This is a genomic window from Haematomicrobium sanguinis DSM 21259 (assembly GCF_000688395.1).
GTDB classification, from domain to species: domain Bacteria; phylum Actinomycetota; class Actinomycetes; order Actinomycetales; family Micrococcaceae; genus Haematomicrobium; species Haematomicrobium sanguinis.
This window is the reverse complement of record NZ_JIAG01000003.1, coordinates 1-15,127: the sequence shown is the minus strand read 5'-3', so window position 1 is coordinate 15,127 and position 15,127 is coordinate 1. Positions and strand designations below refer to the sequence as shown.

Sequence of the window (15,127 nt, the reverse complement as noted above, 5' to 3'; positions counted from 1 at the left end):
ATTGAGAAAAGAGCGGCAAGTATGCAGGTACATAAGTACGACGTGGTGATTGTCGGCGCCGGTGGCGCCGGTATGCGCGCGGCCATCGAGTCCGGGCAGCGCGCGCGGACCGCCGTGCTCACCAAGCTCTACCCCACCCGCTCCCACACCGGCGCCGCGCAAGGCGGTATGTGCGCCGCGTTGGCGAACGTGGAAGAGGACAACTGGGAGTGGCACACCTTTGACACGGTCAAGGGCGGCGACTACCTGGTGGATCAGGACGCCGCCGAGGTCATGGCGAAGGAGGCCATCGACGCGGTGCTGGACCTGGAAAAGATGGGCCTGCCGTTCAACCGCACCCCCGAAGGCAAGATCGATCAGCGTCGCTTCGGCGGCCACACCCGCGACCACGGCAAGGCCCCGGTTCGCCGCGCCTGCTACGCCGCGGACCGCACCGGCCACATGATTTTGCAGACGCTGTACCAAAACTGTGTGAAGCACAACGTGGAGTTCTACAACGAGTTCTACGTGCTGGACCTGCTTTTGGCCGAAGAGGAAGTTGACGGCAAGAAGGTCAAGCGCACTGCCGGCGTTGTCGCCTATGAGCTCGCGACCGGTGAACTGCACGTGTTCCAAGCCAAGTCCGTGGTGTTCGCGTCCGGCGGCGTCGGCAAGGTCTTCAAGACCACCTCCAATGCGCACACCTTGACCGGTGACGGCATGGGCATCGCATTCCGTCGCGGACTGCCGCTGGAGGATATGGAGTTCTTCCAGTTCCACCCGACCGGTCTTGCCGGGCTCGGCATTCTGCTTTCCGAGGCCGCCCGCGGCGAGGGCGCGATTTTGCGTAACGCCGAGGGCGAGCGATTCATGGAGCGCTACGCGCCGACCATTAAAGACCTTGCTCCACGTGACATTGTGGCTCGCTCGATGGCCAACGAGGTTCGCGAGGGCCGCGGCGCAGGCCCGAACAAGGATTACGTGCTGCTGGATCTGACCCACCTGGAGCCCGCGCACATTGACGCGAAGCTCCCGGATATTACCGAGTTTGCGCGCACCTACCTGGGTGTGGAGCCCTACACCGAGCCGGTTCCGGTCTTCCCCACGGCGCACTATGCGATGGGCGGCATCCCGACCAAGATTTCCTCCGAGGTGTTGCAGGACAATGACACCGTTGTTCCGGGCCTGTACGCCGCCGGCGAGGTCGCTTGTGTGAGCGTGCACGGGTCTAACCGCCTGGGCACCAACTCGCTCCTGGACATTAACGTCTTCGGTAAGCGCGCCGGTATCGCCGCCGCCGAATACGCCAAGGACGCCGAATTCGTGGAACTCCCCGAGGACCCCGAGGCCTACACCAAGGGTCTTCTGGACCACGTGCTCAACGCCGACGGCACCGAACGCGTCGCGCAAATCCGCAAGGAACTACAGGACACCATGGACGCCAACATGCAGGTATTCCGGTCCAAGGAGACCATGCAGAAGGCGTTGGATGACATCGAGTCCTTCCGCGAGCGGTACAAAAACATTTCGATCGAGGACAAGGGCAAGCGGTTCAACCTGGACCTGCTCGAGGCCGTGGAACTCGGCTTCCTGCTGGACATTGCCGAGGTCATGACCGTGGCTGCCCTCTCCCGCGAAGAGTCCCGCGGCGGACACTACCGCGAAGACTTCCCCGAGCGTGACGACGAAAACTTCATGGAGCACTCCATGGTGTACAAAGACCCGAACGCAGAAACCGACGGCATCAAGGGCATCAAGCTAGAGACCAAGCCCGTGGTGTTCACCCGTTACCAGCCGATGGAGCGTAAGTACTGATGGCTACCGAAACCGTTGAACCAGCCTCCAAGGTCGATCTGGGCGAATCCAGCTCAAACGCGATCGAGTCCTTTGACATCACCCTGAAGGTCCGCCGCTACAACCCCGAGGTCAGCGACGAGGCCCACTGGGAGGACTACCAGCTCACCATGTACGGCACGGACCGCGTGCTGGATGCGCTACACAAGATCAAGTGGGACATCGACGGTTCGCTCTCCTTCCGCCGCTCCTGCGCGCACGGGGTGTGCGGCTCGGACGCGATGCGCATCAACGCGCGTAACCGCCTCGCCTGCAAGACGTTGCTGAAGGACCTGGACACCTCCAAGCCGATCACGGTGGAGCCGATCAAGGGCCTGCCGATTGAAAAAGATCTCATTGTGGACATGGAACCGTTCTTCCAGTCCTACCGCGAGATCATGCCGTTCTTGATCCCCAGCGGACACGAGCCGACCAAGGAACGCCTGCAGTCCCCCGAGGATCGCGAGCGCTTCGATGACACCACCAAGTGCATACTGTGCGCCGCCTGCACCACGAGCTGCCCGGTGTTCTGGACCGACGGCCAGTACTTCGGCCCGGCCGCGATCGTGAACGCGCACCGCTTCATTTTCGATTCGCGTGACTCGGCCGGCGACATGCGCCTGGAAATCTTGAATGACAAGGAAGGCGTCTGGCGCTGCCGCACGACCTTCAACTGCACCGACGCCTGCCCGCGCGGCATCCAGGTCACCAAGGCGATCCAAGAGGTCAAGGCCGCGATCCTCAACCGCACCGTCTAACTCCTCACAATCGACTGTGCAAAACACGCGCGCGACACGCCGTTAAAGTGTGCATTATCTGCACAGTGGATTTCGAGTGTGCAGATTTCGCGCGGGTCGCGGCAGGGTTCGGACGCACCTTGGTAATGCACGACGGCGGGAGGTTGCCTTCTTAAGGCAACCTCCTTTTATTTCTCCTCGCCTGGGTGCGCGAATCGCAAAGGTGCACCGAGACGCTTGGGGCGAGCAACGCCGTCGTCATTCACGGGCCGAGGGTATTCGGGGAGGCTGGGGGTTAACCCCCGGTGAAAAAGAGGGGCGTGCACCAGAGCGGTCCCGCGCCGGCGCCGGATAGATTGAGTGGTGTGAAGACACATCCAGCACTCAATTTCGCCAAGGCCGGGGCGGATCTCGCGATCACCTGGGTCATTTCTCTCGCAATATTCATCATCATGACCGTGCTCATTGCCACCGGCGTGTCCACCCTGGTGGCGCTCGGCTTCGGCGTGATCCCGCTCGCGGCCGCATTGCTGCTGGTCGGACCAATCGCGCGGGTTGGCCGGACGCGGATCCCCTCCGTGTACGGCGACATCATCGAGGCGCCAACCACGCGCGTGAGCATTTACCCCGGTTTCAAGGGTTTCGCACACAACCTGTGGCTACGATTCACCGAGGCGCCGACGTGGAAGACACTGCTCTACGTGCTCACCAATTGTGCGCTGACCTCGGCGCTGATCGTGCTGGTCTACGGCGGCACCGCCTGGTCCGTTGCGGCGCTCTTTTCGCCGCTGTACCGGGACCAAGCGCAGGCTGCGTACTGGGCGGACCTGCCCAACTGGGGGCTCGTCCTGATCGGAATCGCGGTACTTTTGGCTGCGCTGGGGTTGCTGTTCATGTACTCCAAGGTGGAACCGGCACTCGCCCGTGCACTGCTTGGCCCCTCTCGCAAGCTACAGGTGCAGGAGTTGACAGAGCAACGCGATGCGGCGAGCGCCCAACGCTCCAGCGCGCTCAACGTCGCTTCGCAGGACCGCTCGCAGATTGAGCGCAACCTGCATGACGGCGTGCAGCCGCGGCTCGTGTCGGTGGCAATGGGCGTGGACATGGCGCGCACAAAATTGGCTGAAGACCCGGCACGCGCAGCCGAACTGCTGGACGCCGCGCACAAGGACGCAACCGACGCGATCACCGAACTGCGCCAACTTGCTCGCGGCATCCGGCCGGCCGTGCTGACCGACCGCGGACTCGACGCGGCGTTGTCCGCGCTAGTCGCCTCCATGCCCATGCCCGTGACGCTCAGCATTAGCGTCAGCAGCCACTGCAGTCCGGTAAGCGAGGAAGCGATCTATTACAGCGTCGCCGAGGCGCTCACCAACGTCGCCAAGCACGCCGGCGCTACCAACTGCGAGGTCCGCGTGGTCTGCTCGGGCACACCGGGGCGGCTGTCCGCGTCCGTTTTCGACAGTGGCACCGGAGGCGCGCGGCTTTCGTCCCCGACAAAGATGAACGACGGCGCGCGGCGGCTTGGGCGCTCGGGTCTCGATGGGGTGCGGGATCGGGTAGAAGCCTTGGGCGGCTCCATCGCTCTGGTGAGCCCGACGGGTGGACCCACGACATTGACGGTGGAGGTTCCATGCGCATCCTAATCGTTGAGGATTCCGAGATACTTCGCGCCGGTCTGGAGCGACTTCTCGACGACGCCGGTCACGAGGTAGTCGCTTCCATCCCATCCGTGGAGGGTCTGAGCGAGATTGTGGAGGCTCACTCCCCCGCGTTGGCGCTCATGGATGTGCGAATGCCGCCGACCTTCACCGACGAGGGGATTCGCGCAGCGGCCATGTTGCGTTCACGGTACCCCGAACTCAAGGTGCTGATTTTTAGCCAATACGTGGAGGAACGTTACGCGTCCGAGTTCATTCGCGATGGGGGCGGCGGCTTCGGCTACCTCCTCAAAGACCGGGTAGCCCACGTGGCCCAGTTCCTCGACTCGATTGCCCGAATCGCACAAGGAGAAACCGTCTTGGATCCCGAAGTAGTGGCGCAAATCTTGGTCCGTTCCCGGCGCGCCGAGCAATTGGCCTCGCTCAGTCCGCGCGAACGCGAAGTGCTGGGACTCATGGCGGAGGGCCTGGCGAACTCCGCGATCGCCGAGCGGCTCTACATCACCGCGTCCGTGGTGGAAAAACACGTCAACTCCGTCTTCACCAAGCTCGGCCTAGTCCCCGTTGCCGGCGAAAACCGGCGCGTCCTCGCCGTGCTGCGCTATCTGGAAGGCAGCAGTCAGCATTCACAAGGAGAATCATGAGCACCTACACACCGCAACAGCCCACGCAACCAACACCACCCAACTTCCGGGAAATACAACCGCCCCCGCCGGAACGAAGTACTTCACTGGCAACGATCTTGCTATCGATCGGCGCGCTCATTGCGCTTCTCTTGCTGACCCAATCGACGCTCTCCAATTTCAATACGTTGGCGGCCACCAAGACCGATGTCGCCCGAGAATTCAGCGACAACATCACGGCGTTGGACCTTGCCGTCAACTCGGAGGATGTACAGATTGTGGCCTCACCGGATGGCACCGCGCGGGTTGTCAGCAAGGGCGTCACCTCATCCTGGGGCGGCCGCGAGTTTGTCGCCGCCGTGGAGAACGGCACCTTGAAGGTCGGCTACCGCGGCGGATTCAGCTTCTTTCAGCTCAATCCCCTGATCGGTGGCTTCGACTCCGGCACGGTGCGCGTGGAAATCCCGCTCAACGATTTGGAGCGCATCAAAGCAGGTTCGGGCACGGGAACAATCACGCTCGATGCGTCCGGGGCTGGTGCGTTGCCGGTCAATGTGGAGGTCGCCTCCTCCACCGGTGACGTCTCTCTGAGAGGCACGGGAGACAATCTCAACCTCAAACTCGGCACGTCCACCGGGTCGATCAACGCAACCGTGACTGGCTCGCTCCGAGGCGCTGTCGCCGAAACGAGTACGGGTGACGTGACTCTTGAGGTGCCCAATGCCGCGTATCGGGTTCAAACGGATACGGCCGTCGGTAGTGTCAACGTCGGCGTGACCAATGAGCCGAACGCGGACCGTTCGATCCGCGCTGATAGCAGTACGGGAGACATTACGGTCCGCTACGCCCCCTAGCCCTCCTCATCTATGTAGCGCGACACGCCGAGGAAACACGGGTTTCCTCGGCGTGTCGCGCTACATAGACGGGGACGGGGAGGCGGTGACGGCGAAGGCCAAGGGAGGCAACGCCGTCGTCATTGACCTAGCCGGCACCCTGCCGGGCCGCGCGCGGTCGGCGGGCACGCTGGCGCAGGGACCCGCGGCGCCTCTGGACGTCCTTGTGGTCGCGAGCCTTGACATCGGCGGTGGTGATTGTCCCCCAGCCAGCCGCGATCAGGTACACCTGCGACAAGAAGAAGAACCACACGAACAGGGCAATGACCACCGCGTACGAGGCGAGCACCGGATTATTCTTGCCGACGTTGGCCAACAGCACGCCGCTCAACATGCGAAGGATGGTGCTCCCGGCACCGGCGATGAGGGCAGTGTGCCACATCGCCTTAGCCGGCATGCTCACCATGGACGCACCTTTAAAAAGAACGACGGCGACAATCATGTCCAGTGCTAACAAGACCAGAGGGGTCACGCCGGCGGCCAGAAGAGTCGCGACCGGGCCGGAGAGATTGAAGGTGGAGCGTATCCAGTCGAGGCCGGCCGTTGCGACACCCGCTATGACCGTAGTGACGACAAGTGCGACGCCCAAGACGAGCAGGATGCCCAGGTCGCGCAGTTTCAGCAGCACAAAGTTCATGAATACCGGTGGCAGCGCAAATATCCCGCGGATGCCTTCGCGCAAACCGGCGATCCAGCCGAGGGAAGTGAATAGCAGGGTCGCCAAGGAAATGATCAGCGCGAGTGAGAAGCCGCGTTGCTGGCTGAATAACTGGTCTGGTGTTGCGAGTCCCCCGTTGCCGGTGTCAATCAGTCCGGGCGTGGTTGAGGCCACGGCGTTAACCACCGCGTTTTGTAGGTCGGTGTTGCCTGAAACCACCAGGCCCAGGATCGAGAACCCGGCAACCAAGAGCGCGGCAATGGAAAAGAACATGTTGTAAGCGCAACCGGCGGCCATGAGCGGGCCGTGTCGCATGTTGTACACCGTGAACGCGCGCATCGGTTTGGTCGCGTTGAGCCACGCCATCAGATAACCGAAGAGCGGGCCGATTAGCCCAAAGACGTTGGCCCCAGACAACCGCGCCCGGCCGAGCGCCCGCTTTGCCTCCACCTTCGCCAAGATCAATTTGGGCCGATCGATCGGGTCAATTGCCACGGGCTTATCAGGCTTACGCTGCCGCGCCATTTTTGCCTCCGTTAGTTCCCCAGCGCAATCTCCTCGCGCAAATTCCATCCACCGTCAGGGTTCAACTCATAGACGCCAACGGTGCTTGCTTTAAACTCTGCATCAAAATCGGCTAATTTTTCCTGCGCCGCGTCCAACGTTTCGTGATCGGCGTCGCCCACATGGTGCGCAATCGTCACGTGCGGGTAATAGGGAAACTCCAGTTCCCGCCCCAACGGCCCGGTACGCAATGCGGCGTGCAAGGACTCGCATTCGGCAAAGCCGTCGGTGATATTCAAGTACACCACCGGGCTGACCGGCCGGAACGTCGCACTCCCGCGCAAGCCCACGTTAAACGAACCCCAAGAGGCAACAACCTCGCGAATATGCGAAATGGTCTGCGCCCAATCATGTATTTGGGCACCGGTGATCAAGGTGATGTGCGGTGGAACGGGGGCAACGCCGTCGTGCTTCCCGTACCGCTCCCGCCAGCGTTGGATCGTGGCGCGCAAAGGCTCCGGGACCTCGATGATGACACCAATCGACCCGGCCCCGTCCATAGACGGAGTCGGCGACGTCGAGGCAATTGGAGTCATGGCAGTTACTTCGCCGCAGCGAGGAATCCGACCTTGTCATAGACCTTGCTGAGCGTGTCCTGCGCAATGGCGCGGGCCTTCTCGGCGCCGTGCGCAATGATCTCATCCAGCTTCTCCGGCTCCGCCTTGAGCTCGGCGACGCGCTCGCGGATCGGGGTCATCGCTTCCACCACAATGTCCGCCAGATCCACCTTCAAGTGCCCATACATTTTGCCGCGGTACTCCTCGACAATGGCCTCGATCGGTCGGTCGGTCAGCGCCGAGTAGATCGTGAGCAGGTTGGACACGCCGGGCTTGTTGTCCCGGTCGAAGGCGATTTCCGAGCCGTCATCGGTCACCGCGGACTTGATTTTCTTCGCAACGACCTTGGGCTCGTCACTGAAATCGATCGCGCCGTTGGGTGAGAGCCCGGTCTTGGACATCTTGCTGGTGGGCTCTTGCAGGTCATAGATCTTCGCGGTTTCCTTGAAGATCAGCGGCTCCGGCATGGTGAATACCTCGCCAAACCGGTTGTTGAACCGGCCCGCAAGGTTGCGCGTGAGCTCCAGGTGTTGGCGCTGGTCCTCGCCGACCGGGACAAAGTTGGCGTTGTAGAGCAGAATGTCCGCGGCCATGAGCATTGGGTAAGCGAACAGCCCCACGGTGGAGGAATCGGCGCCGCCCTTTTGCGACTTGTCCTTGAACTGCGTCATGCGGCTGGCTTCGCCAAAACTGGTGATGCAGTTGAGGACCCAGGCAAGCTGCGCGTGCTCGGGAACTTGGGACTGGACGTACAGGGTGGACTCGTTCGGATCCACCCCGGCGGCAATGTATTGAGCCACCGTATTGCGGGTGCGTTCGGCCAGCGTGGCCGGGTCGAAGTCCACGGTGATGGCGTGCAGATCCGGAATGAAGTAGAAGGAGTCATAGTCCTCCTGCATTTTCACCCAGTTTTTAATCGCGCCGATGTAGTTGCCGAGGTGGAGCGAGGACGCGGTGGGCTTGACGCCAGAAAGCGCGCGAGGTTTTGCGTTCATGAGCGGGTAAATCCTTGGGTTCTAGAGCTGATAATCAACAACGAGCGGGGCGTGATCGGACCATCGGGTGTCCCAACTGCCGGCGCGGTCAACCGTGGGGTTGCCGGACACATCGGCCAGCTCGGGGGTGGCCATGTGATAGTCGATGCGCCAACCGGTGTTATTATCAAAAGCCTGGCCCCGCATGGACCACCAGGTGTACGGGCCTTCAACCTCGCCCGCGTGGCGGCGAGCAACATCGACCCAGCCGATCTCCTCGCCAAAGAAACGATCAAAATAGGCGCGCTCTTCGGGGAGGAACCCGGCCTTCTTGGTGTTTCCGCGCCAGTTCTTAATGTCGAGCTCGCGGTGGCCCACATTGAGGTCGCCGGTGACAAGGGCGTAGTCGGCGCCCGCGCGCAATTCCGGCAAGCGCTCGATCATACGGTCCAGGAAGCGGTATTTATCGACCTGTTTCGGCGTATCGGCCTCACCGGAGTGCACATATGCGGACACCACGGTCAACTTCTTGCCGTTGACATCAAAATCGGCCTCGACCCAGCGACCGGAGGTGGCAAAGTATTCTTCACCAATGCCGATGCGCGTATCGGTGGGGGTGACAGCACCGACGCGTGCGGCAATAGCCACGCCGGCACGCCCTTTCGCCTCGGCCTCGGCGTGCACCACGGCCCAATCCGGCCCCAAAAGTTCGTGCACAATTTCGTCCGGTGCGCGCACCTCTTGCAGGGTCAAAATGTCGACCTCGCGCGGCGCCAGCCACTCCGCCATGCCCTTACGGTACGCGGCACGAAGCCCGTTGACGTTGACACTGGCAATGCGCACTGCGCTCTCCTGGGAACTCACTCACCTAAACTAACACTTCAGCCGAACCCGCGCGCGCCCGGTTAGTCGATAACCTCACCCTCGACCGGACCGCTTTTCGGTTTGGTTTTGAGCATTTCCATCGCGTTGTGCGAGGTGATCTGGATGGTCTCCAGCGCGCGTGCCACCTGGTCGGCGTCGCCGCCGTCCCCCTTGGCTAGTTCCTCGCGAATAACCCGCTCCTGAACCTGGACAATCTTGAAACTGTGCCCCAATTTTTGGTCACGCACGGGATCGGGGCTTGGCGCGCCGTCGTTCTTCATGCCCCCGGCAAACTGGGCCTGCGCCGCCTCAAACTTGGCGCTCGCGCTCTTGGCCGCGCGCTTGACCCCGAACACAATGAACGCGAACAGGGCGAGCCAGCCGCCGGAAATGATCACCACAAGCCAGCCGATCACATCATTCTGATTCGCCGCAAAAATGATCGCGACCAACAGCACGACGGCCATCACGGCCATGCCGATAGTGGACATGCGCAGGCTCGCGGGCCGCTTTTGCGCCGCGGCGCCGGGGAGGTTCACGGGGTTCGTCATGCCTTAATTGTCCCAAATATGGCGGCGGGCCAAGCAGGTTTTGCCTGTCGGCGAAACCTAGCGCGGCCTCTCCCACTGTTGCAGGATCTCCAGCAGCGGGCTGCCCGCGCTGAACGCGGCCCAGCGGAGAACCAGGATGCCCACAATCGCGGCGATCCATTTCGCAGCGTCCTTGGTCCACGCGCTCAGCTTTTGGGAGAGCGCGGTCAATAGCGGGTCGAGCGTGTTTTTGAACCCGAGGCGCGCGGCGGTCAGCGCGAGCGCCGGGACGAGCATAATGAGGCAGTAGAGCGCCAGCACGCCTATGGAAGGTACGACGGCGATACTCGCGTTGGTCAGTATTCCCACCGCTGCGAGGTAGGGCAGCATTGTTGGCAGTTCCAGCGCGCCCGCCACGAGCGCCAGGCTCACCAGGCCTGCGGGGCTGGCCAGCGCGGTGTCGATGCGGGTGCCCCAACGGGCGTCGGGTGAGGCGGCGCGCTTGTTCTTGCTGGTCGTAAAGCCCCAGATGATGAGCCCGACCCCCAGCGCCGTGGCGGCCCATCGCACGGCCGGCAGGTCGCCGAGGCTTTCGGCGCCGCTACTCATGGATTCCCAGAGTGCGGTTGCGCCGAGCAGCAGAGCGATGCCCACACCGAAGTAAAAGGTGCCAAGTACCCCGAGATAGGCAATGACCTTGCCGCCCATGGCATCGGTGTTCCGGCGGAGCAGCAGCCACAGCGGTATGACCAGAGTTCCGATGCTGGTCGAGTCGATAAGCGCGAGAACGCCAAGTTGCAGCGCGGTTTCCAGGCTCACGATCGTGCCGGTCTAGGCGCCGGTGCGCGAGGCGGCGCTCCCGGCCTTGACCAGAGCGTAGATCGCGTCCACGGCCAGGACGATTGTCCAGATGCGGGTCGTGTTGACCAGGAATGGGCCGTCGACACCGGCGAGCAGGGTGTTGACAGGCCATTCGCCGCTGATGACCCCTGAGATCCAGGAATTGCCGGAAAAGCTCAGGACGAGATTGGCGAGGGCGAAAATGCCGGCGTGAATCGCGAAATTGCGGAGGTAGACGCCTGCGGTCTTGGGTTGTTTCGCGGTGGCGGGGGCGTTTGTGGGAGGCCCGGCGGGAGGTTGTTCGTGTGTCATGGGTCCAGCCTGTCCCGGCGCGCGCGGTGACGGTTAGGGCGAAAGTGCCGGTTGTTGGTCATCCTTAAGTACCAGCCGTTGGCTCTTGGACTGGGGGGGATAACCGGGAAGAATGGCCACATGATCCCGGTGACAATGCGCAGCTCGATGTACTGGGTCGGCGCGTACCTGGTGCTTTTCGTCTTGCTGATCGCCACCGATTTGATGCGGCTCGGGACGGTGCCACCGCTCTGGGATTCGCCGGTCATCTTATATGCTTCGTTGGCTATAGGACTCGTGGGCGTTCTATTCCGGGAACGGAATATAAAGGTTGCGCTACCGTCCCTGACCATTGGAGCACTACTGGGACTGGCCACTGGCGGCACGCTAGCCATGTTTGTATTTCTGTTTGAAGCGTTCTTCGTGGCGACCTTGAGCGGAAGCCCCCGCGTGCGCCAGATTGCGCACATCGTGGCCGTGGCACTGTCCATCGCGACCACCGGCGTCACCTGGGCGCTCAGCCAAGAGTTTCGGTATGCCCTACTCGTGGCGATGCAGTCCGCCCTGACATATTGGCTCCCGATCGAGTGGGCGGACAATATCCGTAAGGAACGCGAACTGGCCGAACTCGAAAAGGCGCGTACCGCCGTCGTTCTTCACAATGCCGAGCAAGAGCGTGAGCTCGCGGTGAACCGGGAGCGCAACCATATGGCCACCGAACTCCATGACACCGTCTCGGGCAACCTGTCCGCGATCGCGCTGCAGTCACAGGCCGCGCTTGCCGCCCCCGATGGGCCCGCCCGGACGGCAATTCTGGCCGAAATTCGGCGCGAGTCGGTGGAGGCGCTTGCGCACATGCGCTCGATGGTCACGGTATTGGCCGAGCGGTCGCAGCCAGACCCCGTCGGTGGACTGGCGGACCTGGGCACTCTCGCGGCACGGGCTCGGGCGGCCGGGCATGAGGTGTCGCTGAGTATCGGCGACGTCCCTGAACTTCCCCGTCTGACCGACGCGGGGGTGTATCGGATTGCCAGCGAGGCGGTAACGAATGCCATGAAACACGCGCCGGGCGAGCCGATTTCGGTGTCGGTGCGCTCCGAGGGCCAGCGCGTGGAGCTGGACGTGCGCAATCCCGTACCGCCCGGCGCCGAGCAGGGGCACGCCGGTGGCCATGGGCTCGGCAACATGCGGTTGCGCGCAGACCAACTGGGGGCGCGGCTCAGCGTGGGGCCGGAGGGTCCGCATGCTTGGCGGGTGCAACTGGTGGTGCCCGGCGGTGTGGCGTGAGCGCGGCGATTCAGGTGGTGCTCATCGATGATCACGCGCCGGTGCGGGCCGGAATGCGGATGATCCTCGAGTCGGCCGGCGTGTGCGTCATCGGCGAGGCGGCCGAAGGCGAACGCGGCGTGTCCATGGTCCGCTCGCTGCGCCCCGACGTGGTGCTCATGGACGTGCGGATGCCCGGTGTTGACGGTGTGGAAGCGACCCGCCGGATCGTGGCCGAATCCCTCGCCCCGGTGCTGATCCTGACAACCTTCGACCTGGACGAATATCTCTTCGCGACCTTGCGCGCCGGTGCCGCGGGGTTTGTGTTGAAGTCCGCGGACGCAGCGGATTTGGTGCGCGCCGTGCGGGATGTCGCGGCCGGGCGCGGTGCCGTGGACCCCGAAATGACGCGTCGGCTGATTGCCGAGTTCGCGTCCGTTTCGCCGCCTCGCGTGGAGCCTGAGCTGAATTACGACGGCGATGCCAACCTGATTGCCTCCCTCACCTCGCGCGAGCGTGCGGTGTTGCGCGCTCTGGGTGAGGGCCTTTCGAATAGGTTGATTTCTCGTCAGCTGGGTATTGCGGAGACGACGGTCAAAACGCATGTGTCCAACGTCCTGACGAAGTTGGGTCTGCAGTCACGGGTACAGGCGGCGATTTTCTACGCCGAACATGACGTCTAGTCCCCCCTCTTCCGCGAGTTGCCACGTGCGACGGTTTTCGCGGCGCCTTTCGCGTTGGATGTGGCAAGTCGCGAGCTAATTCGGTTTCCAGCCATTGCGGAGGAGTGCCGAGCGTACCTTGAGAACCGCGATGTGCGGGTTTTTCATGTCGATCTTCGTGATCCGAACCTGTAGCCAGCCGTGCATTTGCACCCGCAGATCTCGGTTGGTGTCGCGATGAAGCTGTTCTGGCGTCAGGTGCACGGCACCCTCGTATTCAATGCAGACTCGGAATTCCGCGTTGGACAGGTCGGGCCAGATGACCGGGTACCCCGTTTCGTCGAGAACGGGGACGTTGGCGAGGAACGGGGGAAGGTCGGCCTCCTCCAGCGCCAGCCGCAGCTCGGTTTCCGGCGGGGAATCGGCTCCGGTGACCGCTCGATCCATCGTGAAGCGCAATCGTTTGATCCCCCGTTGGCCCGATTTTCCTTTGAGATATGCCTGCATTTCGGCTCGGGTCAATCGGGCGATCTTGCTGTGCTTCGGCGAGCGAGCGCCTCCTGAGAACAAGCTATCGAGTGCCACCACCAAGCTGTGATCATCAAGCCACCGAGTGAGGTCAAGCAACGTTCGCGGCAGTGAGGTGGTGGGGATGCCGAAAGCGTCAACAATTTCTGATTGCTGTATTGCTTTGGAGTACCCCAGTGCTTCCCTGCGTCGTGGGGTTCGCTGTCCAGCGGGCACCGTAACATGGATGACGCTCCTGACCAGACACCGAACGCGCCGGCCCGAAATGAGCTTCTCGACGCTTGGTAGGCGCCACGGTAGGGGAATATCGTGCAGCCTCGCTGCCGTGATGTGGCTTGCTACTCCGTGGAGAGTTTCGCCAACGACACTTGCCGCGACCTCGAAGTATTCCGCGAGTTCCAAAGATTCATGCTTGTGGACCGCCCGAACGCCTCGGCTGATGGTGCTGACCTCCTGGCGTTGCAGTTCGCCTGGGGTGACGCCGAGTTCAAAGGCATTCTTCGTTCTGAACGCGTAGCCGGAGAGCGCATCGGGAAGCGGCCGTGGTGTGCGTGGATTCATCACCCCATTGAAGCGCGTTCGAAAATTTCGCGCAGACGTTATCCACAGGCCGCCCCGCGACTACCGCGACTTGCCACTTGCGACGCGAATGGCGCGGCGAAACCCTTTCGACGTGGCAACTCGCGCAGGTAGCGTGTGATGCGAGGACCGTCACGGTGAAGGAGTCTGCCATCAAATACGTTGCGCTTTTCCGAAACATGAATTTGGGGCATCGCGGGTCGCCGCGTCGAGGGGACCTCGAACAAGCGTTCACTGACGCAGGGGCGATGTCGGCGGCGTCCTTCCAAACCAATGGGACCGTCGTTTTTGAGGCGGAGCCAGGCCTGGCCGAAGCGGTCTTGGACCGCGCCACGGCTCTACTCAACGACCGAGTCGACTACACGGACGTCGGCTTTCTTTCGACAATCGACGCACTCTCGGCGGCAGCGAACTCGCCACTGTTCGAGCGTCACCAACGCGAGGACACCTACCGTGAGTGTCTCACCTGGGTACGTGCCAAACCGGGAACGCAGCTTGGCATGGAGCGGGGATACCCCTGGACGAACAGCCTCGGCGACACGGATTTCCTCGGCATTGAAGGCGGGATTGTCGTGACGCTCATTCGGCAACGAGGCAATCAGGTCGGGGCACCCACCAAGATTCTCGAAACCGCGTATCCAGTTCGCGCGACGACGCGCACCCGGGGAACGGGGTTGCGGTTGCTCTCAGCACACGCGACCTGACCTACCTTGCCACCACGCGACGCGCGAGTTGCCACATGCAACGCGAACAACGTCAGTGGTTTCAAGGGGCTAGTGCAACACCTGAGTTTTTTGGAGTGTGTGTCGTGCCTGCTGTGATTCCGTGGTGGAAGGTTTCGTTGTGCCTTGATTTGCTTGCTCGGGGTGTTTCCGCGGTGCGGGTGGCTGAGCGTGTCGGGGTGGCGCGCACGAGTGTGAACAGGTTTGCCAGACTGGCTGGTATGGAACTGGTGTATGGCTCCCGCGGGGGCATGACGGGTCCTCGTGTACCGGACACGGCGTTGATGGAGAGCGGCGGGGGCGTGAGGGCGCGGGGGAGGGCGTATTCGCGGTTGAGTTTTGAGCAGCGAGTCATTCTTCAAACCG

At 62.5% G+C, this 15,127-nt stretch carries 16 protein-coding genes; 8 read left to right on the top strand and 8 right to left on the bottom strand.

Translation table 11 applies throughout. From position 1 onward, the window contains the following. Nucleotides 1-21 precede the first annotated feature (21 nt). The 5 genes from sdhA (at nucleotide 22) to O148_RS0103020 (ending at nucleotide 5,687) form a co-directional block, all read left to right on the top strand. Entirely contained in the window at nucleotides 22-1,794 is a 1,773-nt protein-coding gene (gene sdhA, locus O148_RS0103040) for a succinate dehydrogenase flavoprotein subunit (protein ID WP_026529744.1), read from the top strand. Then, entirely contained in the window at nucleotides 1,794-2,570 is a 777-nt protein-coding gene (locus tag O148_RS0103035; protein ID WP_026529743.1) for a succinate dehydrogenase iron-sulfur subunit, read from the top strand. Before sdhA ends, O148_RS0103035 begins: the two co-directional genes overlap by 1 nt. A gap of 344 nt (nucleotides 2,571-2,914) precedes the next feature. After that, nucleotides 2,915-4,195 carry a sensor histidine kinase gene (locus O148_RS0103030; RefSeq protein ID WP_051619761.1) on the top strand — a complete coding sequence of 427 codons (1,281 nt, stop codon included), beginning with the start codon at nucleotides 2,915-2,917 and terminating at the stop codon, nucleotides 4,193-4,195. Then, nucleotides 4,183-4,854, top strand: a complete 672-nt coding sequence (locus O148_RS0103025) for a response regulator (protein WP_026529741.1) — start codon at nucleotides 4,183-4,185, stop codon at nucleotides 4,852-4,854. Before O148_RS0103030 ends, O148_RS0103025 begins: the two co-directional genes overlap by 13 nt. Beyond that, a complete protein-coding gene (locus tag O148_RS0103020) occupies nucleotides 4,851-5,687 on the top strand; it encodes a DUF4097 family beta strand repeat-containing protein (protein ID WP_026529740.1) in 837 nt (278 codons plus the stop codon). The genes O148_RS0103025 and O148_RS0103020 overlap by 4 nt, the downstream gene beginning before the upstream one ends. A 127-nt stretch (nucleotides 5,688-5,814) precedes the next feature. On the opposite strand, the gene O148_RS14455 is transcribed toward O148_RS0103020, so the two are convergent. The 7 genes from O148_RS14455 to O148_RS0102985 are packed head-to-tail and all read right to left on the bottom strand — an operon-like array spanning nucleotide 5,815 to nucleotide 11,025. Further along, nucleotides 5,815-6,909 (bottom strand): YihY/virulence factor BrkB family protein, encoded by a 1,095-nt coding sequence (locus tag O148_RS14455; protein ID WP_051619760.1) that lies wholly within the window; start codon nucleotides 6,907-6,909, stop codon nucleotides 5,815-5,817. Between the two features lie 11 nt (nucleotides 6,910-6,920). Further along, on the bottom strand, nucleotides 6,921-7,484 hold the full coding sequence (locus tag O148_RS14450; protein ID WP_084157005.1) for a 2'-5' RNA ligase family protein: 564 nt from the start codon (nucleotides 7,482-7,484) through the stop codon (nucleotides 6,921-6,923). Between the two features lie 5 nt (nucleotides 7,485-7,489). Beyond that, nucleotides 7,490-8,500: a tryptophan--tRNA ligase gene (gene trpS / locus O148_RS0103005; protein ID WP_035744685.1), complete on the bottom strand. Its 1,011-nt coding sequence runs from the start codon at nucleotides 8,498-8,500 to the stop codon at nucleotides 7,490-7,492. 21 nt (nucleotides 8,501-8,521) lie between these two features. Beyond that, nucleotides 8,522-9,343, bottom strand: a complete 822-nt coding sequence (locus O148_RS0103000) for an exodeoxyribonuclease III (protein ID WP_026529738.1) — start codon at nucleotides 9,341-9,343, stop codon at nucleotides 8,522-8,524. Nucleotides 9,344-9,384: 41 nt separating this feature from the next. Further along, nucleotides 9,385-9,894 (bottom strand): hypothetical protein, encoded by a 510-nt coding sequence (locus O148_RS0102995; protein WP_026529737.1) that lies wholly within the window; start codon nucleotides 9,892-9,894, stop codon nucleotides 9,385-9,387. Between the two features lie 57 nt (nucleotides 9,895-9,951). Further along, entirely contained in the window at nucleotides 9,952-10,692 is a 741-nt protein-coding gene (locus O148_RS14445) for a GAP family protein (RefSeq protein ID WP_051619759.1), read from the bottom strand. Between the two features lie 12 nt (nucleotides 10,693-10,704). After that, nucleotides 10,705-11,025: a hypothetical protein gene (locus O148_RS0102985; protein WP_026529736.1), complete on the bottom strand. Its 321-nt coding sequence runs from the start codon at nucleotides 11,023-11,025 to the stop codon at nucleotides 10,705-10,707. A gap of 120 nt (nucleotides 11,026-11,145) precedes the next feature. Here O148_RS0102985 and O148_RS0102980 point away from each other — a divergent pair, with 120 nt between their 5' ends. Further along, the gene (locus tag O148_RS0102980) at nucleotides 11,146-12,291 is read left to right on the top strand and encodes a sensor histidine kinase (RefSeq protein ID WP_026529735.1); all 1,146 of its coding nucleotides are present in this window, start codon (nucleotides 11,146-11,148) and stop codon (nucleotides 12,289-12,291) included. Continuing rightward, nucleotides 12,288-12,953, top strand: a complete 666-nt coding sequence (locus O148_RS0102975) for a response regulator (protein WP_026529734.1) — start codon at nucleotides 12,288-12,290, stop codon at nucleotides 12,951-12,953. The genes O148_RS0102980 and O148_RS0102975 overlap by 4 nt, the downstream gene beginning before the upstream one ends. Nucleotides 12,954-13,028: 75 nt before the next feature. Here the strand turns inward: O148_RS0102975 and O148_RS17495 are convergent, their stop codons facing one another. Continuing rightward, on the bottom strand, nucleotides 13,029-14,021 hold the full coding sequence (locus O148_RS17495; protein WP_051619758.1) for a hypothetical protein: 993 nt from the start codon (nucleotides 14,019-14,021) through the stop codon (nucleotides 13,029-13,031). Nucleotides 14,022-14,176: 155 nt separating this feature from the next. Between O148_RS17495 and O148_RS0102965 the strand changes: the two genes are divergently transcribed. Next, nucleotides 14,177-14,743 (top strand): DUF1697 domain-containing protein, encoded by a 567-nt coding sequence (locus O148_RS0102965; RefSeq protein ID WP_035744681.1) that lies wholly within the window; start codon nucleotides 14,177-14,179, stop codon nucleotides 14,741-14,743. The last annotated feature ends 384 nt before the right edge of the window (nucleotides 14,744-15,127 follow it).